The 21,707-nt window shown below is 72.9% G+C and carries 15 protein-coding genes; 9 read left to right on the top strand and 6 right to left on the bottom strand.

Annotated elements, in window-relative coordinates; all coding sequences use genetic code 11:
- Positions 1-40: 40 nt before the first annotated feature.
- From HS045_RS05660 to HS045_RS05645, 4 genes are all read right to left on the bottom strand, one after another.
- Complete coding sequence (locus HS045_RS05660; protein ID WP_196450078.1) at positions 41-1,318, bottom strand: ABC transporter substrate-binding protein; 1,278 nt, start codon at positions 1,316-1,318, stop codon at positions 41-43.
- 43 nt (positions 1,319-1,361) lie between these two features.
- Positions 1,362-2,225, bottom strand: coding sequence for a carbohydrate ABC transporter permease (locus HS045_RS05655; protein WP_196450077.1), 864 nt, complete (start codon positions 2,223-2,225; stop codon positions 1,362-1,364).
- Positions 2,209-3,141, bottom strand: a complete 933-nt coding sequence (locus HS045_RS05650; RefSeq protein WP_307827458.1) for a sugar ABC transporter permease — start codon at positions 3,139-3,141, stop codon at positions 2,209-2,211. The genes HS045_RS05655 and HS045_RS05650 overlap by 17 nt, the downstream gene beginning before the upstream one ends.
- 396 nt (positions 3,142-3,537) lie before the next feature.
- The gene (locus tag HS045_RS05645; RefSeq protein WP_307827391.1) at positions 3,538-4,572 is read right to left on the bottom strand and encodes an aldose epimerase family protein; all 1,035 of its coding nucleotides are present in this window, start codon (positions 4,570-4,572) and stop codon (positions 3,538-3,540) included.
- A gap of 327 nt (positions 4,573-4,899) precedes the next feature.
- Between HS045_RS05645 and HS045_RS05640 the strand changes: the two genes are divergently transcribed.
- The 7 genes from HS045_RS05640 (at position 4,900) to HS045_RS34170 (ending at position 14,658) form a co-directional block, all read left to right on the top strand.
- Positions 4,900-5,784 (top strand): NAD(P)-dependent oxidoreductase, encoded by an 885-nt coding sequence (locus HS045_RS05640; protein ID WP_307827390.1) that lies wholly within the window; start codon positions 4,900-4,902, stop codon positions 5,782-5,784.
- Between the two features lie 159 nt (positions 5,785-5,943).
- Positions 5,944-6,828, top strand: a complete 885-nt coding sequence (locus tag HS045_RS05635; protein ID WP_196450074.1) for a 5-dehydro-4-deoxyglucarate dehydratase — start codon at positions 5,944-5,946, stop codon at positions 6,826-6,828.
- Positions 6,825-7,877: a mandelate racemase/muconate lactonizing enzyme family protein gene (locus HS045_RS05630; protein WP_196450073.1), complete on the top strand. Its 1,053-nt coding sequence runs from the start codon at positions 6,825-6,827 to the stop codon at positions 7,875-7,877. Before HS045_RS05635 ends, HS045_RS05630 begins: the two co-directional genes overlap by 4 nt.
- Complete coding sequence (locus HS045_RS05625) at positions 7,874-9,010, top strand: Gfo/Idh/MocA family protein (protein WP_196450072.1); 1,137 nt, start codon at positions 7,874-7,876, stop codon at positions 9,008-9,010. Before HS045_RS05630 ends, HS045_RS05625 begins: the two co-directional genes overlap by 4 nt.
- A gap of 1 nt (position 9,011) precedes the next feature.
- The gene (locus HS045_RS05620; RefSeq protein ID WP_230883447.1) at positions 9,012-10,004 is read left to right on the top strand and encodes a PmoA family protein; all 993 of its coding nucleotides are present in this window, start codon (positions 9,012-9,014) and stop codon (positions 10,002-10,004) included.
- Positions 10,001-12,166 (top strand): aldehyde dehydrogenase family protein, encoded by a 2,166-nt coding sequence (locus tag HS045_RS05615; RefSeq protein WP_196450071.1) that lies wholly within the window; start codon positions 10,001-10,003, stop codon positions 12,164-12,166. The genes HS045_RS05620 and HS045_RS05615 overlap by 4 nt, the downstream gene beginning before the upstream one ends.
- A gap of 221 nt (positions 12,167-12,387) precedes the next feature.
- Positions 12,388-14,658, top strand: coding sequence for a pectinesterase family protein (locus tag HS045_RS34170; protein ID WP_230883446.1), 2,271 nt, complete (start codon positions 12,388-12,390; stop codon positions 14,656-14,658).
- Positions 14,659-14,721: 63 nt separating this feature from the next.
- Here HS045_RS34170 and HS045_RS05605 read toward each other — a convergent pair whose 3' ends face one another.
- Entirely contained in the window at positions 14,722-17,445 is a 2,724-nt protein-coding gene (locus HS045_RS05605) for a cation-translocating P-type ATPase (RefSeq protein ID WP_196450070.1), read from the bottom strand.
- 143 nt (positions 17,446-17,588) lie between these two features.
- Complete coding sequence (locus tag HS045_RS05600; RefSeq protein ID WP_196450069.1) at positions 17,589-17,906, bottom strand: hypothetical protein; 318 nt, start codon at positions 17,904-17,906, stop codon at positions 17,589-17,591.
- A 193-nt stretch (positions 17,907-18,099) separates the two neighbouring features.
- Between HS045_RS05600 and HS045_RS05595 the strand changes: the two genes are divergently transcribed.
- Together HS045_RS05595 and HS045_RS05590 are read left to right on the top strand one after the other, a co-directional pair.
- Complete coding sequence (locus tag HS045_RS05595; protein WP_196450068.1) at positions 18,100-19,725, top strand: glycosyltransferase family 2 protein; 1,626 nt, start codon at positions 18,100-18,102, stop codon at positions 19,723-19,725.
- Positions 19,726-19,743: 18 nt separating this feature from the next.
- Positions 19,744-21,663 carry a glycosyltransferase family 2 protein gene (locus HS045_RS05590; protein WP_196450067.1) on the top strand — a complete coding sequence of 640 codons (1,920 nt, stop codon included), beginning with the start codon at positions 19,744-19,746 and terminating at the stop codon, positions 21,661-21,663.
- Positions 21,664-21,707: the final 44 nt, after the last annotated feature.

Genomic DNA, 21,707 nt, shown 5'->3' with positions numbered 1-21,707 from the left:
CCGGCGGATCAGCCAGGGCCGGGCCGGCCGGTGCGGCGGATCAGCCGGAGATGGCCGCGTTGGCCTCCTCGAGGAACTTGGTGGCCGCCTCGTCGGGGGTCTGCTGACCGGCGGTCACGGCCTCGGTGTAGCGCTTGATGATGTCCTCCATCTTCGAGCCGCCCTTCGGCGGGACGATCACCGGGGTGAGCTCGCTCTTGACCGAGTCGATGAACGCGAGGCTCTTCTGGTCGGCCGGGGGCAGCTTGTCCTTGATCGCCGCCAGGACCTTGGAGTTGATCGGCAGACCGCGGTCGCTGAGCAGGATGCCGCCCGCCTCGGGGTCGTTGAGCAGGAAGTCGACGAACTTCTGCGCCTCGGCCGGGTGCTCGGTCTTGCTGGAGATGGTCCAGTGCATGGCGGGCTGGAGGAACAGGCCGCCGCTCTGCGCGTCCGCCGTCTTCGGCAGGCGCAGCAGGGACAGGTCCTCCTGGCCCGAGGACTTGACCATGGCGCCGAGCTGGTTGCTCCACCACATGCCGAACGCGCCCTTGTTGGTGGCGATCAGCGACTGCTCCTGGCCGGCGGCGATGATCTCGTTCATCTTCGAGGCGTCGGGCGAGCCCTTGGTCTCGATCAGGTTGGTGAAGTTCGCCCACCAGGCCTTGAGCGTGTCGGGCGTGAGGCCGATCTTGCCGTTGTCGTAGAACTTCTCGCCGCGCTGCGCGGCGAAGATGGTCAGGTAGGCGGGGTTGTTGGAGGTGTACTCGGTGCCGTAGTACTCGCCCTTGCCGGCCTCGCTGATCTTCGCCGAGAGCTTGATGTAGTCGTCCCAGGTCCAGGTCTTGTCGTCGGGGAGCTCCTGGCCGGCCTTGTCGAGGATGGACTTGCTGGCGAGCATCGCGAAGACGTTGACGCCGGTGGGGATGGCGTACTGCTTGCCGTCGACCTGGCCGGCGGGGAGGATCGACTGGTCGAGGTCGGCGGTGTTGACCTTGCCGGCGAGGTCGGTGAGGGCGCCCCGGCCGGCGTACTCGGCCAGACCGCGGATCTCCAGGGTCATGACGTCGGGGGCGTCGCCGGCCGCGACCTTGGTGGCCAGCGACTCGTAGTAGCTCTGCCAGTCGGAGAACTCGCCGACCACGTCGATGGTCGGGTTCTTCTTCTCGAAGGCCGCGATGGCCTGCTCGGTCATCTTCTGCCGGGAGTCGGAGCCCCAGTAGGAGAAGCGGAGCTTGACCTTGCCGTCGGAGGCGGCGTCGCCGCCGTCGCCGCTGCCGCAGGCGGTCAGGGTGAGAGCCGCCACCGCGAGCAGGGCTGCCGTCTTGAGAGAACGCATCTCCCGGTCCTTCCTCTTGATCGTTAAGGGGGGTTGAAGAGGATTACTTGAGACCCGTGGTGGCCATACCGCGGATCAGGTACTTCTGGCCGGCCAGGAAGAATCCGAAGATCGGGCCGAGAGCGATGATCGACATGGCGAACATCGGACCCCACGACGACTCACCGCTGGAGTCCAGGAAGGTGCGGAGCGCCACCGGGACGGTGAAGTTGTCGGGGTTGTTCAGGTAGAGCAGCTGGCTGAAGAAGTCGTTCCACGTCCAGATGAACGTGAAGATCGCCGTGGTGGCCAGCGCGGGGGTGCAGAGCGGCAGGATGACGCGGAAGAACGTGCGCCAGTAGCCGGCTCCGTCGATCGAGGCGGCCTCGTCGAGCTCGCGGGGGAGCGTCCTGATGAACTGGACCATCAGGAAGATGAAGAACGAGTCGTGCGCGAGGAACTTCGGCAGGATCAGCGGCCAGATCGTGTTGATCATGTCCAGCTGGGAGAACATGATGTACTGCGGCACGATCACCACGTGCAGCGGCAGCATGATCGTGCCGAGCATGAGGGCGAACCAGAGCTTCTGCAGCGGGAAGTTCAGCCGGGCGAAGGCGTAGGCGGCCAGCGAGCACGCGGCCAGGTTGCCGACGACCGACAGGGCCGTGATGACCGCCGAGTTCCACAGGTAGTAGCCGAACGGGTGGGCCAGCGCGCTCCAGCCCTCGGTGTAGTTGTCGAAGGTGACCTTGCTGGGGAGCAGGCCGGGCTCGCGGAAGATCAGCTCCTCCGGCTTGAGCGAGCTGGAGATCATCCACAGCAGCGGGTAGAGCATGATCAGGCCGAAACCGATCAGCAGCAGGTGCTTGGCACCCCGGGAGATGCGGCGCCGGTACAGGAACGGATTCCGGCTACTTGCTGTCGCCATAGAAGACCCAATACTTGGACGCGAGGAAGTTGACCCCGGTCAGACCGGCGATGATGACCACGAGCACCCAGGCCATCGCCGAGGCGTAGCCCATCTCGTAGTCCTTGAACCCCTTGGTGTAGAGGTAGAGCGTGTAGAAGAGCGTGGAGTCGTTCGGGCCGCCCGAGCCGTTGCTCACGATGAACGACTGCGTGAACGACTGGAACGACTTGATCACCTCCAGCACGAGGTTGAAGAAGATGATCGGCGTGAGCAGCGGCAGCGTGATCGACTTGAACTGCTGGATGACGCCGGCGCCGTCCATGGCGGCGGCCTCGTAGTAGCTGCTCGGGATCTGCCGCAGACCGGCCAGGAAGATGACCATCGGCGCGCCGAACGTCCAGACGTGCAGCAGGACCAGGGTGCCCAGCGCGGTGTCGGGGTCGTTGACGTAGCTGGTGCCCTGGATGCCGAACAGCGCCAGCAGGCCGTTGATGAGACCGTCGGCGCCGAAGATCTTCCGCCAGAGGATGGCGATCGCGACGCTCCCGCCGAGCAGCGACGGCAGGTAGTAGATCGACCGGTAGAACGACAGGCCGCGCAGGCCGCGGTCCAGCATCAGCGCCAGCCCGAGGGCGAAGCCGAGCTGGAGCGGGACCGAGACGAGCACGTAGATCCCGGTGACCTTCAGCGAGGTCCAGAACCGCGGGTTCTCGGTGAACAGGTGGGTGTAGTTCTCCAGTCCGACCCACTTGGCCTCCTCCAGGAGGCTGTAGTCGGTGAACGACAGGTAGAACGAGGCGACGATGGGACCGATGGTGATCAGGAACAGGCCCACGAACCAGGGGGCGAGGAACGTGTAGGCGGCCAGCGTCTCGCGACGGGAGCGGTTGACGGCCTGCCGGCTCCCGTTCTGGGGAGCGGGAGCCGTGACCACGGGCTTCTTCAGCGACAGCGAATCAACCACGGCGATACCCCTGAACGGAGCGGTGCCGGGCTTTTCTCGATTCACTCGTCATCACGGGACCTCCCGATGTGACGTGATTGGATGGCGCTTTCCTATAGGCCGGGGAAAGCCTGCGTCAACCCTTTGCAGGCGTTACTTCATCGTTACCGATATATCGTCAAGGGTGTTTCTGCAGGTCGAGAGGTTAACGCAAGGTTTCCTGGAATAAAGGATCTTGTAACAATTGCTTCGTTGCTACAAGCGGTTGCAGCCAGCAGGGCGCATGCCCGGTCATCGGATGAATCCATTGACGGGGGCGGGAATCGCCGGGGAGGCTCGGCGGAGAATCGGGCACGAGACTCTTTCCGGCGATGAACCGGACCGGAATCAGACGGTGAAGCGGTAGGTCGTCGTCGAGGCGTACTCCTCCCCGGGCCGGAGCACGGTGGAGGGGTAGTCGGGCCGGTTCGGCGAGTCGGGGAAGTGCTGCGTCTCCAGGCAGAGCCCGGCGTGCCTGCCGTACGGCGTGGCGACGCCGTCGAGCATGTGCCCGGTGTAGAACTGGACCCCCGGCTCGCTGGTCGTGACCTCCATCGCCCGGCCGCTGACCGGCTCCTCCACCCGCATCATGCCGCCGGGCCGCAGCGCGTAGCAGTGGTCGTAGCAGCCCTCCAGCCGGGCGCCCACCGCGACCGGCCGGGTGAAGTCGTACGGCGTGCCCGCCACCGGGGCGGGCGCCCCCGGCAGGGGGATCTTCCCCTCGTCGACCGGCAGGTAGTGGTCGGCCTCGATGGTGACGACGTGGCCGAGGACGTCACCCGCGCCCGCCAGGTTGACGTACGAGTGGTTGGTCAGGTTGAGCACGGTCGGCGCGTCGGTGGTCGCGCGGTAGTCGATCCGCAGCTCGTCGCGGTCGGTGAGGGTGTAGGCGACCGAGGCGGTGAGCGTGCCCGGGTAGCCCTCCTCGCCGTCCGCGCTGACCAGGCTCAGCCGGACGGACCGCCCGCCGTCCGCCTCGGCCCGCCAGATCCGCTTGTCGAACCCGGTCAGGCCGCCGTGCAGGCTGTGCCCGTTGTTGTTGAGCGGCAGCCGGTGCTCCCTGCCGTCCAGGGTGAAGCGCCCGCCGGCGATGCGGTTGCCGTACCGGCCGACCACGGCGCCGAAGTAGCGGCTCCGGGTCAGGTAGTCGGCCACGGTGGGCAGGCCGAGGACGACGTCGGTCCCGTCGGGCAGCTCGATCGACTGGATGATCGCGCCCAGGGTGAGGACGCCCACCCGGAGCCGGCCGTTCGACAGCAGGTACCGGTCCACGGCCTCTCCGGCGGGAGTGGTCCCGAACCTCGCGGCCTCGGGGGTCTCGGATGTCGCGGTCGCGGGGATCGCGGTCGCGGGGGTCTCGGATGTCGCGGTCTCGGGTGCCACGGCGGTCTCGCTCTCTCGTCGGTTCCCCGGAAGGCGGGGAGGTCTCCTGGGAGGCGGGCGGTTCCCCCGCGCGAGGCGGGGCGGGCCCGCCCCGCCCGCGGCACCGTAACGCAGACGATCACACCGCTACCAGCCTTCATCAACGGAACGACTGCGCTGTTGCTGCGACCGGTTGTGATGATCACTTCATGCTCTCGCGGCATAAGGCCAGATCAGGATGGTGGTCGAAATTGCTCCCTTGACGTTTCCCGGAGTTGCCGACACTGTTTGGTGCAACTGGTTGCAGTCCTCGGGTCCGCCTGCGACTGCCAGAAGGGAAAGACACCCGTGAGCAGAACTCTTGTCACCGGGAGCGCCGGGCGCCTCGGGCGCAGCGTCGTGTCCGCGCTCGCCGCCGCCGGTCACGAGGTGATCGGCGTGGACAGCATGCCGGGCACCCCGGCGGACGCCGCCGACAGCCTCCCCGCCGACCTGACCGATCTCGGTGAGGCGTACGAGGTGATCGCCCGGTTCCGGCCGGACGCCGTGGTCCACCTGGCGGCCATCGCCACCCCGTTCAGCCGCAGCGACCAGGTGATCTTCCAGACGAACACGCGGCTGGCCTTCAACGTCTGCGACGCGTCGGTGGCGCTGGGCGTGGGCAAGGTGATCGTGGCCAGCAGCCCGACCGTCGTCGGGTACGGCTCGCCGGGCGGGTGGACCCCCTCCTACCTGCCCCTCGACGAGGACCACCCGGCCCGGCCGTGGAACGCCTACAACCTCTCCAAGCACGTGGCCGAGGAGACGATGCGCTCCTTCGCCCGCACCGCCACCGCCACCAGGCTGGCCGCGGTGCGGCCCTGCTTCGTGATCGCGCCGGAGGAGTGGGAGGGCGCGCCGACCCAGTCGGGGCACACGGTGACCGAGCGGCTGGACCGGCCGGAGATCGCCGGGGTCTCGCTGTTCAACTACATCGACGCCCGCGACGCGGCCGAGCTGTTCATCACCCTCCTGGACCAGCTGCCCGGCCTGCCGAACGGCGAGACCTTCTTCGCCGGGGCCGCCGACGCGCTCGCCCGCGCACCGCTGGCGGAGCTGCTGCCGCAGGTCATGCCCTCCACCGCGGGCTTCGCGGACGGCCTCACCGGCACCGCCCCCGCCTTCTCGTCGGCCAAGGCCGAGCGCATGCTCGGCTGGCAGGCCAAGCGCAGCTGGCGCACCGAGCTCTCCTGAGGCGGGCCCCTCCGGAGTCGCGCCCTCCGTGAGGCGGGCCCTCCGGAGCCGCAGGCGGGGCCTCCCCGGCGACCCGGGGCCGCGGCCCCCGCCGGAGCCGGCGCCTCCCCGCAGACAGACTTTCCCGAAGCAGAGCCTTCCCGAAGGGAACGACCGACCATGAATCTCAGCGGAGTCCTGTTCTTCCCCGTGACGCCGTTCGACGCCCGGGGCGCGCTGGCCGAGGACGTGCTCGCCGAGCACGTCTCCCGGGGCGTCGCGCACGGTCCGGGCGGGGTCTTCGTCGCCTGCGGCACCGGGGAGTTCTCCGCGCTGTCGCAGGCCGAGCACGCCCGCGCCGTCGAGGTGGCCGTCAAGGCGACCGGGGGCGCGGCGCCGGTGCTGGCCGGAGCGGGCGGCCCGCTCGGCGCGGCCCTGGAGCAGGCCCGCGCGGCCCGCGCCGCGGGCGCCGAGGGACTGCTGCTCATGCCGCCCTACCTGATGCTCGGCAGCCGCGCCGGGTTCGCCGCGTACGTCCGGGCGGTCGCCGCGGAGCTGCCGGTGATCGTCTACCAGCGCGGCGCGCTGGTGCTGGAGCCCGACGCGGTGGTGGAGCTGGCCCGCATCCCCGGCGTCATCGGCCTCAAGGACGGCCTGGGCGACATCGACCGCTTCCAGCGCACCGTGCTGGCGGTCCGGCGGGAGATCGGCCCGGACTTCACCTTCTTCAACGGCCTGCCGACCGCCGAGCTGACCATGCCGGCCTACCGCGGCCTGGGCGTGGAGCTGTACTCCTCGGCCGTGTTCGCCTTCGCTCCGGAGATCGCCACGGCGTACTTCGACGGCGGCGAGCTGAGCGAGCGGCTGCTGACCGAGTTCTACGCGCCGCTGGTCGAGCTGCGCGGCAAGGGGCCGGGCTACGCGGTCGCGCTGGTCAAGGCGGGCCTGCGGCTGCGCGGCCTGGACGTCGGCCCGGTCCGGGCGCCGCTGACCGACCTCGCCCCCGAGCACCTGGCGGAGCTCGACGAGATCATCCAGCGCGGCCTCGCCCTGGTGGGCGAATGATCAAGGACCTGAGGACCGCCCTGCGGTCGGCGCCGCTGCGCCGGCCGTGGGGCGCCGACGTGCCGTACAACCACGTGATCGTCTGCGAGGTCGAACTGGAGGACGGGCGGACCGGCACCGGGTTCTCCTGGACGCCGCAGATCGGCGCGCACGCCGTGCGGGCCCTGCTGGACAACGACGTCCGCGAGGCGCTGATCGGCCTGCCCGCCCACCCGGGCGTGGTCTGGGACCGCCTCGCGGCCCACCTGAGCGAGGCCGGGCGCGGCGGGCTGGCCACGGTCGCGATGGCCGGGGTCGACCTGGCGCTGTGGGACCTGCACTGCGGGGAGTCCTCCCTGGTGGACGTGCTCGGCGCGCGCCGGGAGAGCGTCCCGGTGTACGGCAGCGGCGTCAACCTGCACTACTCCCTGGACGAGCTGGTCGCGCAGGCCGGACGGTGGAAGGCCGCGGGCTATCCGGCGGTCAAGGTGAAGGTGGGCCGGCCCGACCTGGCCGAGGACGTCGAGCGGGTGGCCGCGGTCCGCGAGGTCGTCGGCCCCGGCACGATCCTGATGATCGACGCCAACCAGCGCTGGGACCTGCACCGGGCCCGCCGCGCGATCGCCGCGCTGGAACCGTACGACCTGCACTGGATCGAGGAGCCGCTGCCCGCCGACGACCTCGCCGCCACGCGCGAGCTGCGGCGGAGCATCGGCGTGCCGGTGGCGGTGGGCGAGAACGTCTACACCGTGCACGGCTTCCGCGACCTGCTGGTCGCGGGCGCCTGCGACGTCGTCCAGCCCAACGTGGTCAGGGTCGGCGGGATCACCCCGTTCCTGCGTGTGGCCGAGCTGGCCCGCGCCTTCGACGTGCCGGTCTACCCGCACCTGCTGACCGAGCTGTCGGGGCAGCTCGCCCTCACCCTGCACCACCCCGTCATGGTGGAGCTGGTGGAGGACGCCTCCCTGCCGGACCTGGGGCTGCTGGCCGCGCCGTACCCGGTGGAGATCACCGGCGCGGAGCTGCGCTCGGCGGGCCGGCCGGGACTGGGGCTGACATGGGCGGGATGACGGGCAGGGCGACCGGCTCTGCGGCGGGCGGGCCGACCCGGGTCGTGCTCGCGGGCGTGTACGGCCACGGCCGGTCGCACCTGGAGAACCTGCGCGGGCTGTCCGCGCGGGGACTGGTCGAACTGGTCGGCGTCTGCGACGTGCGCCCGGTGGAGGCCGACTGGCTGCACGGCCTGGGCGCCCCCGAGCAGGTGCGCCCCGACGGCCTGGCGGGGCTGGTCGAGCGCACCGGCGCCGAGGTCACCATCCTGTGCACGCCGATCAACACCCACGCCGACCTCGCGGTGACCGCGCTGGGCGCGGGATCGCACCTGCTGCTGGAGAAGCCGCCCGCGGCCTCGCTGGCCGCCTTCGAGCGGATCGCCGCGGCGGTGCGGGAGACCGGGCTGACCTGCCAGGTCGGCTTCCAGAGCCTCGCCTCGGCGGCGATCCCCGCGCTGCGCAAGCGGATCGCCTCCGGCGCGCTCGGCGAGGTCCGCGGCATCGGGGTGGCCGGGGCCTGGGAGCGGCCCGCCGACTACTACACCCGTTCGCCCTGGTCGGGCCGGCGGCGGCTGGACGGGCAGGACGTGGTGGACGGCGCGCTCACCAACCCGTTCGCGCACGCGACGGCCACCGCGCTGGCGGTCGCCGGGGCCGAGGAGCGCGGCGCGGTCGCCGCCGTCGAGCTGGAGATGTTCCACGCCAACCCGATCGAGGCGGACGACACCTCCGCGGCCCGGATCCGCCTGGCGGACGGCCGGGTGATCACCGTGGCCGTGACGCTCTGCTCGACGGGGCGCACCGAGCCGTACCTGATCGTGCACGGCTCGGCGGGCACGGCCCGGCTGACCTACACCACCGACGAGCTCGACGGCGTCGTCCACCCCCGGGCGAACCTACTGGAGAACCTGGTCGAGCACGTCAGGACCGGGGTGGAGCCGCTGGTGCCGCTGGCCCGCACCGGCGCCTTCATGGAGTTCATGGAGGCGGTGCGGGTGGCGCCCGACCCGCTGCCGATCGCCGACGGGCACCAGGTGCTCCACCCCGACCGGCGGGAGCTGCCCGGCGTCAAGGCGCTGACGGACGCGAGCGCCGAGCGGCTGGCCCTCTTCTCCGAGCTGGGCGCGGCCTGGGCCGAGGGGAGGAGCTGACATGACCGAGTCGAGCACGGGGGAGACGCGGATGGCGGGGACGGACACGCGGGAGCTGAGCGTGGCGGGGACGCCGGTGGCGTCCTACGTGTGGCGCTCCGACCTGCCCGCCGAGGACTCGCCGCGGCCGTACCTGCACCCGGTGCGGACCCGGGGCGGGGTGCCGGTCACCGAGTTCCGCCCCGACGACCACGTCCACCACCTGGGCGTCAGTCTGGCCATCGCGGACGTCGGCGCGGTGAACTTCTGGGGCGGCCGGACCTTCGTCCGCGACCGGGGCGCGACCTGGCTGGACGACCACGGCCGGCAGCGGCACGACGCCTTCGAGGAGGTCGAGGGCGGGTTCGCCGAGGAGCTGACCTGGATCGGGCCCGACGGCGCGACCGTCGCCCGGGAGCGGCGGACCGTGCTGGCGGTGCCGGTGCCGGTGCCGGTGCCGGTGGCCGGGCCGGTGCCGGCGGGCGGGCCGGAGACGTCCGGCCGGCCGGATCCGGAGGGGGTCTGGGCGCTGGACTTCGCCTTCGCGCTCACCGTGCGCGAGCCGCTGGAGATCAAGAGTTCGGCCTGCAAGGGACGGCCGGGCGCCGGGTACGGCGGGTTCTTCTGGCGGGCGCCCAAGGAGTCGGCGGACCTGGCGGTGTTCACCGCCGAGGCCGAGGGCGAGCAGGCCGTGCACGGCAGCGTCACCCCCTGGCTGGCGCTGGTCTCCGAGGCGTGGAGCCTGGTCTTCGTCCAGGTCGGCGCGGTCGACCCGTGGTTCGTGCGGGTCGCCGAGTACCCCGGTGTCGGGCCCGCCCTGGCCTGGGACCGGCCGCTGGCCGTCGCCGGCACGCTGACCCGGCGGGTGGTCACCGTCGTGGCGGACGGCCGGCTCGACCGGGCCGCCGCCGCACGCCTGGCGGAGGCCGCCGCGGCGGACCCCCCGGGCGCGGCCGGGACCGCTACTCCGGCCGGGACCGCCACTCCGGCGGAGGCGGCGGGGGAGACGCCGTGACGGTCTTCATCGCCGGAGACTCCACCGCGGCCGCCTACCCGGTCACGCTCGCCCCGCAGGCGGGCTGGGGGCAGGCCCTCCCGCTCTTCTGGGACGTGCCCGTGGTCAACGAGGCCATCCCGGGGGCCAGCGCCCGGACCTCGGTCGAGCGCCTGGGGATGCACCAGCGGATCATGGAGGCCATCGGGCCGGGCGACCACCTGCTGATCTGCTTCGGCCACAACGACGGCAAGCACGAGCAGGGCCGCTTCGCCCCGCCGTACGGCGGCTACCAGGACCACCTGCGCCGCTACGTGCGCGGGGCCCGTGAGCGGGGTGCGCGCCCGGTGCTGGTCACCTCCGTCGAACGGCGCGCCTTCGGCCCGGAGGGCACGCACGGCCGCTACCCCGACGCGATGCGGGACCTGGCCGCCGCCGAGGGGGCGCCCCTGATCGACCTGCAGGCCGTGAGCTTCCGGCGCTGGCGGGAGCTCGGCCCCGAGGCGACCCGGGAGCTGTTCCTCTGGCTCGACCCGCACCCCCACTACCCCCGGGGCAGCGCCGACGACACGCACTTCACCGCACGCGGCGCGATCGAGGTGGCCGGGATGCTGCTGGAGGCGGCGGGCGACCTGCTGCCCGCCGCCGTCCGCGCGCCCGACCCCGCCCGGCTGGAGTGGCGGCCCGTCGATCCCGTCTGGAGCGTCGACGCCCGCTCGGGCGAGCGCCGCCGACAGTACGTCTCCACCAGCCGGGAGGAGGTCGGCCGCGCCTGCCGCGAGGCCGAGGCGGTGCTCCCGGTCCTGGACGCGGCCGGACCGGCGGGCCGGGCCGTGCTGCTGGAGGCCATGGCCGACGTCCTGGACGAGCGGGTGGACACCCTGGTCTACGCCGCGGACGCGGAGACCGCGCTCGGCCTGCCCCGGCTGACCGGCGAGGTCGCCCGGACCAGCGGCCAGCTCCGGCTCCTGGCCGAGGTGCTGCGCGACGGCTCCTTCCTCGACGTGCGCCTGGACACCGCGGACGGGACCCGTCCGGACCTGCGCCGGATGAACGTCCCGCTCGGCGTCGTCGGGGTCTTCTCCGCGAGCAACTTCCCGTTCGCCTTCAGCGTCGGCGGCGGCGACACCGCCAGCGCCCTGGCGGCGGGCTGCCCGGTGATCGTCAAGGCCCACCCCCTGCATCCGGAGACCTCCGAGCTGACCCTGGCCGCGCTGCGGGAGGGCGCCCGCCGGGCGGGACTGCCCGAGGAGGCCGTCCAGCTCGTCCACGGCCACGAGGCCGGGATCGCGCTGGTGACGAGCCCGCTGGTCAAGGCCGTCGGTTTCACCGGCTCGACCGCGGGCGGCCGGTTCCTGCACGACCTGGCCAAGTCCCGGCCCGAGCCGATCCCCTTCTACGGGGAACTGGGCAGCCTCAACCCGCTCGTCGTCACCCCCGGCGCGGCGGCCCGCCGCATCGGGGAGATCGCGGCGGGACTCGCGGCCTCGGCGACGCTGGGCGCGGGGCAGTTCTGCGTCAAGCCGGGGCTGGTCCTGGCCCCCGCGGACGCCGGGCTGGCCGAGGCGATGGCCGGGCACGTCGCCGCGCTCGGCCCGCAGGTGCTGCTCGGCGACGGCATCCGGGAGCGGTTCGAGGAGGGCGCGGCGGCGCGGGAGGCCGTCCCGGGTCTGCGCGTGGCGGCCGTCGGCCGGGCCGGGGACGGCGCGCGGCAGGTGGCGGCGCGGTTGCTCACCGGGCCCGTCTCCGCCCTGGACGACTCCGAGCTGCTGATGGAGGAGTGCTTCGGGCCGGTGACCGTCGTGCTCACCTACGATGGCGAGGACGCGCTGGTCGAGGCGCTGGCCGCCGCCCCCGGCAACCTGACCGCGACGCTGCACAGCGAGCCGGAGGAGGAGAGGCTGGCCGCGCGCCTGGTGGCGGTGATGCGGGAGCGGGCCGGACGGCTGGTCTTCGACGGCTATCCGACCGGGGTCGCGGTCGGCTGGGCCCAGGAGCACGGCGGGCCGTACCCGGCGACCACCGAGCCGACGAGCACCTCGGTCGGCGCGGCCGCGGTCTTCCGCTTCCTGCGGCCGGTCGTGTACCAGGACTGCCCGCCGCACCTGCTGCCCGAGGCGCTGCGCGACGACAACCCGTGGCGGCTGCCGCGCCGGGTGAACGGGGTGCCGACGCCGCCCTGACCCGCGGCGCACCCCCCTGACGACCCCGCCGCCCCGGCGGCGGGGCCCGTACGGCCCCGGAGGGCCTCCCCCCACCCCCCGGGGCCGTCGACGTGCCTTTTTCCAGTTTCCTGCAATCGCTTGTAATTGCGGAAAGCGATTTCCCCGAGGCTATTGACGTAAATAGGAGATTACGTCAGCGTTTCATGCAACCGATTGCCGCTTCCTCCTCAAGGTTGCAGATGCGACTCCTGACACTCCCCACGGTCATCGCACTCACGGTCGTCGCGGCGGCCGCGCCGGCCGCCGCGGAGACCGCCGCACCCCGCCCCGCCGTCATCGTGGTCGCCGCCGACGGATCGGGCGACCACACGACCGTGCAGGCCGCGGTCGACGCCGTCCCGGCCGGCAACGCCACGCCGGTCACCATCCTGGTCCGCGAGGGCACCTACAAGCAGCAGGTGGTCGTCCCCGCGGACAAGCCGTACATCTCGCTGGTCGGCGACACCCAGGACCCGAGCAAGGTCGTGCTCACCTTCGACGCCGCCGCCAAAACCCCGAAGCCGGACGGCTCGGGCACCTACGGCACCTCGGGCAGCGCGTCCTACGTGATCGGCGCGCCCGACTTCACCGCCCGCAACCTCACCTTCGAGAACTCCTACGACGAGGCCGCGGGCGGCAGCAGCCAGGCCGTGGCGGTGCGCACCACCGGTGACCGGCAGGTCTACGAGAACGTCCGGTTCATCGGCAACCAGGACACCCTCTACGCCAACACCCCTAGCGCCACCACCACGGCCCGGCAGTACTTCCGCGACTGCTACGTCGAGGGCGACGTCGACTTCATCTTCGGCCGGGCCACCGCGCTGTTCCACAACTGCGTGATCAAGTCCCTGAGCCGCGGCGCCGCCGACGGCAACAACGGCTACGTCACCGCCGCGAGCACCGAGCTGTCCAACCCCTACGGCTTCATGATCTACCGCAGCCACCTGGTCAGCGACGCCCCCGCCAAGACCGTCCACCTGGGCCGCCCGTGGCCGGCCGGCGGCTCGGCCACCGCCCGCGGCCAGGTCCTGATCCGCGAGTCCTGGCTCGGCCAGCAGTTCAAGGACGCCCCCTGGACCGACATGTCCGGCCTGAACTGGCGGGAGGCCCGGCTCGCCGAGTACCTCAACCGCGGTCCGGGCGCGGCGGTCAACGACGACCGGCCGCAGCTGACCAGGGAGCAGGCCAGGCGGCACGACCCGGAGGACCACCTCAGGGGCGCCGACGGCTGGGACCCGTTCCGCAGCTTCCCCACCGGCTCCGACCACCGGCTCGGCCGCCAGGTGCTGCCCGAGAACGACGGCTGGGCCGCCGAGGGCGCCGGCACCACCGGCGGTTCGGCCGCCCGCCCGGAGAACGTGTACACCGTCTCCACCGCCGCGCAGCTCCGCGCCGCGCTCGGGAACCCGGCGGACAACACCCCGAAGATCATCTACGTCAAGGGCGCCATCGACGCCGACACCGACGACGCGGGCAACCCGCTCACCTGCGACTCCTACGCGGTGAACGGCTACAGCCTGGCGGCCTACCTGGCCGCCTACGACCCGGCGGTCTGGGGCAGGGACAGGGTGCCCTCCGGCCCGCTGGAGGAGGCCCGCAAGGCCTCCTACGACACGATGGCCCGGCACGTCACGGTCAACGTCGGCTCCAACACCACCCTGGTCGGCCTGGGCTCCGGCGCCGCGCTGAAGAGCTTCGGCATCCGGATCACGAACGTCGACAACGTCATCGTCCGCAACCTCACCATCACCGACACCTCCGACTGCTTCCCGCAGTGGGACCCGACCGACGGCGACGAGGGCAACTGGAACGCCTCCTTCGACAACGTCGAGGTCTCCGGCGCCACGCACGTCTGGCTGGACCACAACAGCCTCAACGACGGCGACAACCCCGACGCGAACCAGCCGTCCTACTTCGGCCGGCCGTACCAGGTCCACGACGGGCTGCTCGACATCGTGCGCGGCGCGAACCACGTGACGCTGTCGTGGAACCACCTGAGCGGCCACGACAAGGTGACGCTGATCGGCAACACCGACAACGGCACCCGGTACGGCGAGACCGACAAGCTCAAGGTGACGCTGCACCACAACTTCTTCGAGGGCCTGGGCCAGCGGACCCCGCGGGTGCGCTTCGGCCAGGTGCACATCTACAACAACTACTCCACCGGCGGTGAGGGCCACCTCTACAGCATCGGCGTGGGCGCGGGCTCACGGGTCTACGCGGAGAGCAACGCCTTCGACGGCATCCCCGCCGAGAAGGTGCTCTCGGTCCTGAAGGGCACCGCGATCACCGCCAGGGACAACCTGGTCGGCGGGGTCCCCACCGACCTGGTCGCCGCCCACAACGCCGCCCACGACCCCGACCTGGGCGCCGACGCGGGCTGGACGCCCACCCTGTCCACCCGGATCGACCCCGCCCACACGCTGCGCGGCACCGTCCCCGCCCGCGCGGGCGCCGGCCGCCTGCGCTGAGCGGACCCGCCGGGAGACGGTACGGCCCGGCCCCCGGCCGGGGGCCGGGCCGTACCGCGCCCTTCAGCCCCGGAGCCGGCGGCGGAGCACGGCCTTGACCAGCTCGCCCGCCCACAGGATCGTCGATCCGACGGCCGCGCAGGTCAGCCACTGCGCCGAGGTGAGGTCGACGGTGGTGAAGAAGCCGTGCAGGACGTCCATCTCGACGATGAGGACCAGCAGCACGACGACGGCCGCGGTCGCCACGAAGGCGGAGGGGTTCTCGAAGCTCTCGCGGCTGAACAGCGTGCGGGTGTCCTGCCGGACGTTCAGCAGGTTGAACGCCTGGAAGAACACGAAGGTGACGAAGGCCATGGTGCCCGCGACCCCGGCCTCCCCCAGGCGGGGCTCGGGGCCGGGGGCCCAGACGAGGACGGCGAGGGTGCCCGCCGCCATCACCGAGGAGGCCAGCAGGGTCCGGACGAGGCGCTCGGCGGTGAGGATCCGCTCCCGCGGGCGGCGGGGCGGCCGGCTCATCGCGTCGTGGCTCACCGGGTCGACGCCGAGCGACATCGCCGGAGGGCCGTCCATGACGAGGTTGACGAAGAGGATCTGCAGGGCGGTGAAGGGGGCGCCGCCGGCGATCCCGGCCAGCGACGCGATCAGGAACGTCAGCACGAAGCCGAGCGCGGTCGAGACCTGGAACCGGGTGAACTTGACGATGTTGTCGTAGATGCCGCGGCCCTCGCGGACGGCGCCGACGATCGTGGCGAAGTTGTCGTCGGTCAGCACCATCGTCGAGGCCTCCTTCGTCACCTCCGTCCCGGTGATCCCCATCGCCACGCCGATGTCGGCCTTGCGCAGCGCGGGCGCGTCGTTGACCCCGTCGCCGGTCATCGCGACCACGTCCCCGCGGCCCTGCAGGGCGCGGACGATCCGGATCTTGTGCGCCGGGGAGACCCGTGCGATGACGCCGACGCCGTCCAGCCGGCGGGCCAGCTCGGCGTCGTCGGTGATCTCGTCGAGGTCGGCGCCGCTGACGGCCTCGCCGGGGATGCCCAGCTCGCCCGCGATGGCGCCCGCCGTCGCCGCGTGGTCCCCGGTGATCATGCGGACCCGGATGCCCGCGTCGTGGCACTCGGCGATGGCCCGCCGCGCCTCCGGGCGCGGCGGGTCGACGATGCCGACCAGGGCGAACAGCGTGATCCGGTCGAGCAGGGCCTTGGGGTCGTCGCCGGGGTCGAAGCCCTCGGCGGGGAAGTCCTCCCCGCCCACCGCGATGACGCGCATGCCCTGCCCGGCCAGGTCGGCGTTGGCCCGGTCGTACCGCTCCCGGGCGGCGTCGTCGAACGCGGCGATCCCGTCCTCGCCGAGATGCCGGACCGCCCGCGCCGCCAGGACGTCCGGGGCGCCCTTGACGAAGCACCGGACGATCGCGCGGCCCGTCTCGTCGGTCCAGCGGTGGAAGGTCGCCATGAACTTGTAGTCGGAGTCGAACGGGATCTCCAGCAGCCGCGGACGCTCCTCGCGCAGGGCCGCGACGTCGATGCCGCCCTTCTCCGCCAGCACCACCAGGGCCCCTTCGGTGGGGTCGCCGATCACCTCGCCGTCGCGCAGCACGGCGTCCGTGCACAGGGCCATGGCCAGCAGCGCGATGTCCAGGGAGGCCGGCGGCGGCGTCCCGTCGGTGGTCCGGATCCGTCCCTCGGTGGCGTACCCCCGGCCGGAGACGGTGAAGCGCCGGGCGGCGGCCACCAGCTCCCGCGCCGTCATCTCGTTCAGCGTCAGGGTGCCGGTCTTGTCGGTGCAGATCTGCGAGGTGCCGCCGAGGGTCTCCACCGACGCCAGCCGCTTGACGATGGCGCCGCGCCGGGCGAGCCGGCCGGTCCCCATGGCGAGGGTGAAGGCGACCACCGCCGGCAGCCCCTCCGGGATGGCCGCGACGGCCAGCGAGACCGCGGTGACGAACAGCGCCCCGAACTCCTGGCCGCGCAGCAGGCCCAGCACGGCCACGATGACGACGACGACGCCCGCCATCAGGGCCAGCGACCGGCTCAGGGTGTCGATCTGGTGCTGCAGCGGCGTCGGCTCCTGCGCGGTCCCGGTGAGCAGGCCCGCGATGTGGCCGGTCTCGGTGGCCATGCCGGTGGCGGTGACCACCATCTCCCCGCGGCCCCGGGTGACCGACGTGTTCATGAACACCGCGGTCGCCCGGTCGGCCAGCGGGACGTCCTCGCCGACCTCGGCCCCGGCGGACTTGTGGGCCGCCAGCGCCTCACCGGTCAGGGCCGACTCCTGCACCTCCAGCGAGGCCGTCGCCAGCAGCCGCCCGTCGGCGGGGATCCGGTCGCCGGCCTCCACCATGACCACGTCGCCGGGGACCAGCTCGTGGGCGTCCAGGCGGACGGTCCGGCCGTCGCGCCGTACGGTCGCCGTGGTGACGCTCATCCGCCGCAGCGCCTCCAGCGAGGCCTCGGCCCGCGACTCCTGGACGAAGCCGATGGTCGCGTTGAGCAGCACCACCAGGGCGATCGCGGCGGGGGTCTCCCACTCGCGCACCACCACGACGCTGACCACGGCGGCGACCAGCAGGATGACGATCATCAGATCCTGGAACTGCCGGAGGAAGGCCCGCCACCGGGGTTCGCGGGGCGCCTCGTCGAGCTGGTTGGGGCCGTGCCGCTCCAGTCGCAGGGCCGCCTCCGCGGACGACAGCCCCGCGTGCGGGTCCACGCCGAGCCGGCGGGCGACCTCGGCGGGCGGAAGGGCGTGCCACGGCGAAGAGGCGGGGCCGATCACTTCGGTCATGGCCTCATCATCGCCGGTGCGGTCCCGGGACCGCACCGGGCGCCGGCGGAGGCACGGTCCCGGGGTCGCGGCGGGCGCCGGCGGAGGCACGGTCCCGGGACCGCACCGGGCGCCGGCGGAGACGATCCGGGCGACCGGCCCTGCTACCCCTCGCGATCCCGGCGCGTGGGCGTCAGCTCGTCCGCCTCGTCGGCGAGCTGGCTCTCGACCAGGGCGCACCAGCGGTGCCACTCCTCCAGCCTCCGGTGCTCCCCGACGTCGCCGGCCTCGGCCTCGGCCAGCAGGCGGTGGGAGTCGGCGGCGGATCTGTGCGCGTTGGCCAGGGCGTGATGGCCGTGGTTGGCGAGGGACTCGGAGATGGCCAGGCCGACGGCCAGTTTGTCCAGGTCCCCGCGCCGGGGCCCGGAGCCGTCCCCGAATCCTCCCGCGCTGACGTCGAAGTCCTCTGAACGCTCACCCATGCCTGCCCGCATGCCCGCTATGTTCTAGATCTACCTCGAGAATCCGCCGCGGACCGCTCCCGCCCTCTACACCGCGCCCGAAATCGGTCCGGCGCCGCCCGCGGGGCCCCGATTCCGCCGGGCGGGGATCACCGCCCGGATCGCGGGGCATCTCCTGTCCGGGGGGCGGTCGGGAAGGCGGGCGGGGGAGGGCGTGGACGTTCCTGTGGTCTCGGTGATCGTGGCCGTGCACGACGTCGAGGCGTACCTGGCGGAGTGCCTCGACTCGGTGGTCGGGCAGAGCATCGGCCGGGAGCGGCTGGAGGTCGTCGCGGTCGACGACGGCTCGACGGACGGCAGCGGGGCCGTGCTCGACGCGTACGCGAGGAGGCACCCGCAGGTGAGGGCGGTGCACCAGGCCGCCTCCGGAGGACCCGGAGGGCCGCGCAACACCGGGCTCGACCTGGCCCGAGGGCGCTACGTCTTCTTCCTCGACTCCGACGACTACCTGGGACCCCAGGCGCTGGAGCGCCTGGTGGCGGCGGCCGAGCGCAACGGCTCCGACGTGGTGCTGGGCCGGATGGCCGGGGTCGGCGGGCGCCGGGTGCCGAGGACGCCGTTCACCCGCAACCGGGACCGGGCCGACCTCTACCGGGACGGCGTCTACTACACGCTCTCGGCGCAGAAGCTCTTCCGGCGCGACCTGGTCGAGCGCCTCGGCCTGCGCTTCCCCGAGCACCTGCGCACCGGCGAGGACCAGCCCTTCACCGCCCTCGCCTACCTCAACGCCCGGGTCATCTCGGTGGTGGCCGACTACGACTGCTACTACCTCACCTACCGCGAGGGGGTGCGCAACGCCAGCCGGTCGGCGGTCCACCCCCTGGAGCGGCTCCCGCAGGTCGCCGAGGTGATGGAGCTGGTCGAACGGCACACCCCGCCGGGTGAGGACCGGGACCGGCTGATGTTCCGGCACTTCCGGTGCGAGGTGCTCAACGGGTTCGGCCCGCGGTGGCGGTCGTTCGACCGCCGCACCCGGGACCGGGTGGCCGACCTGGCCCGGCCGATCGTGGAGCGCTGGGCGACCGACTGGATCATGGACCGGCTCCCTCCGGCGGACGCGCTGCGCGCCCACTGCGTCCGGCACGGCCTGCGCCGGGAGCTCGACGACGTCGCGGCCTGCCCGGCCGGCCGGGCGTACGGCGCGGCGGTCGTCGAGGACGGGCGGGTCTTCGCCGCCTACCCGGGCTTCCGCGCGGGGCTCCCGGACCGGCTGTTCGAGATCACCGGCCGGGTGCGGCCGGTGGTCCGGCTGACGGCCGCCCGAACGGGGCGGGACGGGTTCACGCTGGAGGGCGTCGCGCGGCTGGAGCCGGAGGGGCTGCCGGTCGAGGCGGAGCTCGTCCTGCGGCGGCGCGGCGACGGCCTGCGGCTCGCCTTCCCGCTCCCGCCGGGCGGCGGGCCGCCGCAACCCGGAGCCGGGCCGCAACCCGGAGCCGGGCCGCAACTCGGAGCCGGGTCGCAACGCGGAGCCGGGCCGCCGCTCTTCTTCGGCGTCGCGTCTCCGCCGCCCGGCACAGGCTTCCGCGCCGCGGTGGCCGGGGTCCCGCCGGGCACGTGGGACGTGTCCGTACGGGTGGTCTGCCGGGACCTCGCCCGCGAGGTGCGGCTCAACGCGGACCGGCACGGAGCGCCCAGGATCGAAGGCGCAAGCCGTACGAACCGGTTGTTCTTCACCAAGCACGGCAACCTCAGCGTGGAGGTGAGCGGACCGACCGGATGGATCGGCCGCGCGAGGACCGCCCTTCGTCACATACTGAAGCGCGACGTATGCGTGATGTGACCGATGAGGGGCGGTGCGGTGGCGCGAGCGATCCTCCAGCGAGTCCGTACGGGGCACGGCGGCGAGCCGGCGGGAGCGACGGGCGCCGGCCGGTCCGCCGTCGACGTGAGCGTGATCGTCCCCCTCCACGACTGCCGGCCCTACCTGGACCGGTGCCTGACCTCGCTGCTGGTCCAGCGGGTCGCCAAGGAGATCGTCGTGGTGGACGACGGCTCCACCGACGGCGGCGGGGAACTGGCCGACCTCTACGCCGCCTGCCACCCCGGGATCGTCCGGGTCGTCCACCAGGAGGCCTCGGGCGGCGCGGGCCGCCCGCGCAACACGGGCCTGTCCCTGGCCCGCGGCAGATACGTGTTCTTCTGCGACGCCGACGACTACCTCGGTCCCGAGGCCCTGGAGCGGATGCTGGCGATGGCCGAGCGCAACGGCTCCGACATCGTCCTGGGGAAGATCGTCGGCCACGGGCGCCGGGCCCCCGCCTCCATGTTCCAGGAGAACGCCGAGCGGGCGCCGCTGGAGGACAGCGCCGTCTACAACAGCCTCACCTGCTTCAAGCTGTTCCGCAGGGAGATGCTGGAGCGCCACGGCGTCCGCTTCGACGAGGTGCTCACGGTCGGCGAGGACATCGTCTTCACCGCCCACGCCTACTGCCACGCCGAGGTGATCTCGGTGGTCGCCGACTACGACTGCTACCACCTCGTCGACCGGCCCGACGGGACCAGCATCATGCAGCGGGAGGGCAGCCGCGACCCGCTCTCCTGGATGCGGATGATCCGCAAGCCGATCGAGCTGGTGGCCGCCCACGTGCAGCCCGGCCCGCTCCGCGACCACCTGCTCCGCCGCCACCTCCGGCTGGACGCCCTCGCCCACCTCGGCAGGTCCTTCCTGGAGGCCGGGGAGATCGAGCGCAAGGAGATCGCCGCCGAGGTGGCCGACCTGTGCGAACGCTGGCTGACCGACGGGGTGCGCGAGCGGCTCCCCCCGGTCGACCGGCACCGGATCGCCGCGCTGGAGGACATCGACCGCCTCGTGCGGCTGGCGCACATCGAGTCGGCCGCGGTGCGCAGGGAGCTGATGGGACTGCGCTGGGACGCCGGGTCGACCGCGCTGACCGTCTCCGGCCGGGTCGCGCTGGAGGCCCCGGCCGCCCTGGGCGCGGCGGGCCCTCCGGAGCTCGCCGTCGACGGCGTCACCCTGGTGCTGCGTCCGCGGCCGGACGGGGATCCGCCCGGCGCCGCCGTCGTCGTCCCCGCCTCCGGCGAGGGCGGGCAGTTCACCGGGACGATCGACCTGGCCGCGCTGCCCTCCGGCGTCTGGGACGTCCACGCGGCCGTCGAGTGCGAGGGGATCGTCCGGACGGCGCGGCTCGGCGCGGACCGGGACGGGGCGGTCGCCCGGCCGGAGCCCCGCGTGGTCGGCGGGACGATCGTCCTGCCCTACTTCACCCGCCCGCACGGCAACCTCAGCATCGACGCCGGCGGCCACGTGTGCACCGTGCCCGGCACGGCCCGGCTGACCCGGTCGGGCTGGGCGGCCGGGCACCGGCTGGTGCTGGCCGGTGAGGCGACGGTCGGCCGGCGGCGGCCGGAGCCGGTCGGGACGCGGGCCGTGCGGCGGCTGGTGTGGCGGGACCGGCACTCCGGGCGCGAGGTGGAGGCGCCGGTCGCGGCCGGGCCGGGTGGCGGGTTCACCGCGCGGCAGGCGATCGGGCGGCTGGCGGCCGGGACCTGGGACGCCTACCTGGAGCTGGACCTGGGCGGCCCTCCGGTGCGCCTCCGGATCGACACGGCCGCGGAGCCGGTCGCACCGGCGCGCACGTGGTGGCGCGGGACGGTCCGGTGGACCGCCAGGCCGTACGGCACGGCGGGCAAGGGGCGGCTCAGCGTGGTGGTCAGGGCGGTCCCGCTGCGCACCCTGCTCCGGCGCATGTTCCGTTAATGCCGGAATATTGCAACAACAAGCCGATGGCTTAAGGTGTGAGC

It is taken from the genome of Planomonospora sp. ID82291 (genome assembly GCF_015711645.1).
Taxonomy (GTDB): Bacteria; Actinomycetota; Actinomycetes; order Streptosporangiales; family Streptosporangiaceae; genus Planomonospora.
This window is presented reverse-complemented; position numbering and strand designations above follow the sequence as displayed.

Excerpts from the sequence above, each read along its gene's own strand:
- HS045_RS05655 (WP_196450077.1), bottom strand. The coding sequence starts at position 2,225 with ATGGCGACAGCAAGTAGCCGGAATCCGTTCCTGTACCGGCGCCGCATC.
- HS045_RS05660 (WP_196450078.1), bottom strand. The coding sequence starts at position 1,318 with ATGCGTTCTCTCAAGACGGCAGCCCTGCTCGCGGTGGCGGCTCTCACC.
- HS045_RS34170 (WP_230883446.1), top strand. The coding sequence starts at position 12,388 with ATGCGACTCCTGACACTCCCCACGGTCATCGCACTCACGGTCGTCGCG.
- HS045_RS05620 (WP_230883447.1), top strand. The coding sequence starts at position 9,012 with ATGACCGAGTCGAGCACGGGGGAGACGCGGATGGCGGGGACGGACACG.
- HS045_RS05600 (WP_196450069.1), bottom strand. The coding sequence starts at position 17,906 with ATGGGTGAGCGTTCAGAGGACTTCGACGTCAGCGCGGGAGGATTCGGG.
- HS045_RS05625 (WP_196450072.1), top strand. The coding sequence starts at position 7,874 with ATGACGGGCAGGGCGACCGGCTCTGCGGCGGGCGGGCCGACCCGGGTC.
- HS045_RS05605 (WP_196450070.1), bottom strand. The coding sequence starts at position 17,445 with ATGACCGAAGTGATCGGCCCCGCCTCTTCGCCGTGGCACGCCCTTCCG.
- HS045_RS05630 (WP_196450073.1), top strand. The coding sequence starts at position 6,825 with ATGATCAAGGACCTGAGGACCGCCCTGCGGTCGGCGCCGCTGCGCCGG.
- HS045_RS05635 (WP_196450074.1), top strand. The coding sequence starts at position 5,944 with ATGAATCTCAGCGGAGTCCTGTTCTTCCCCGTGACGCCGTTCGACGCC.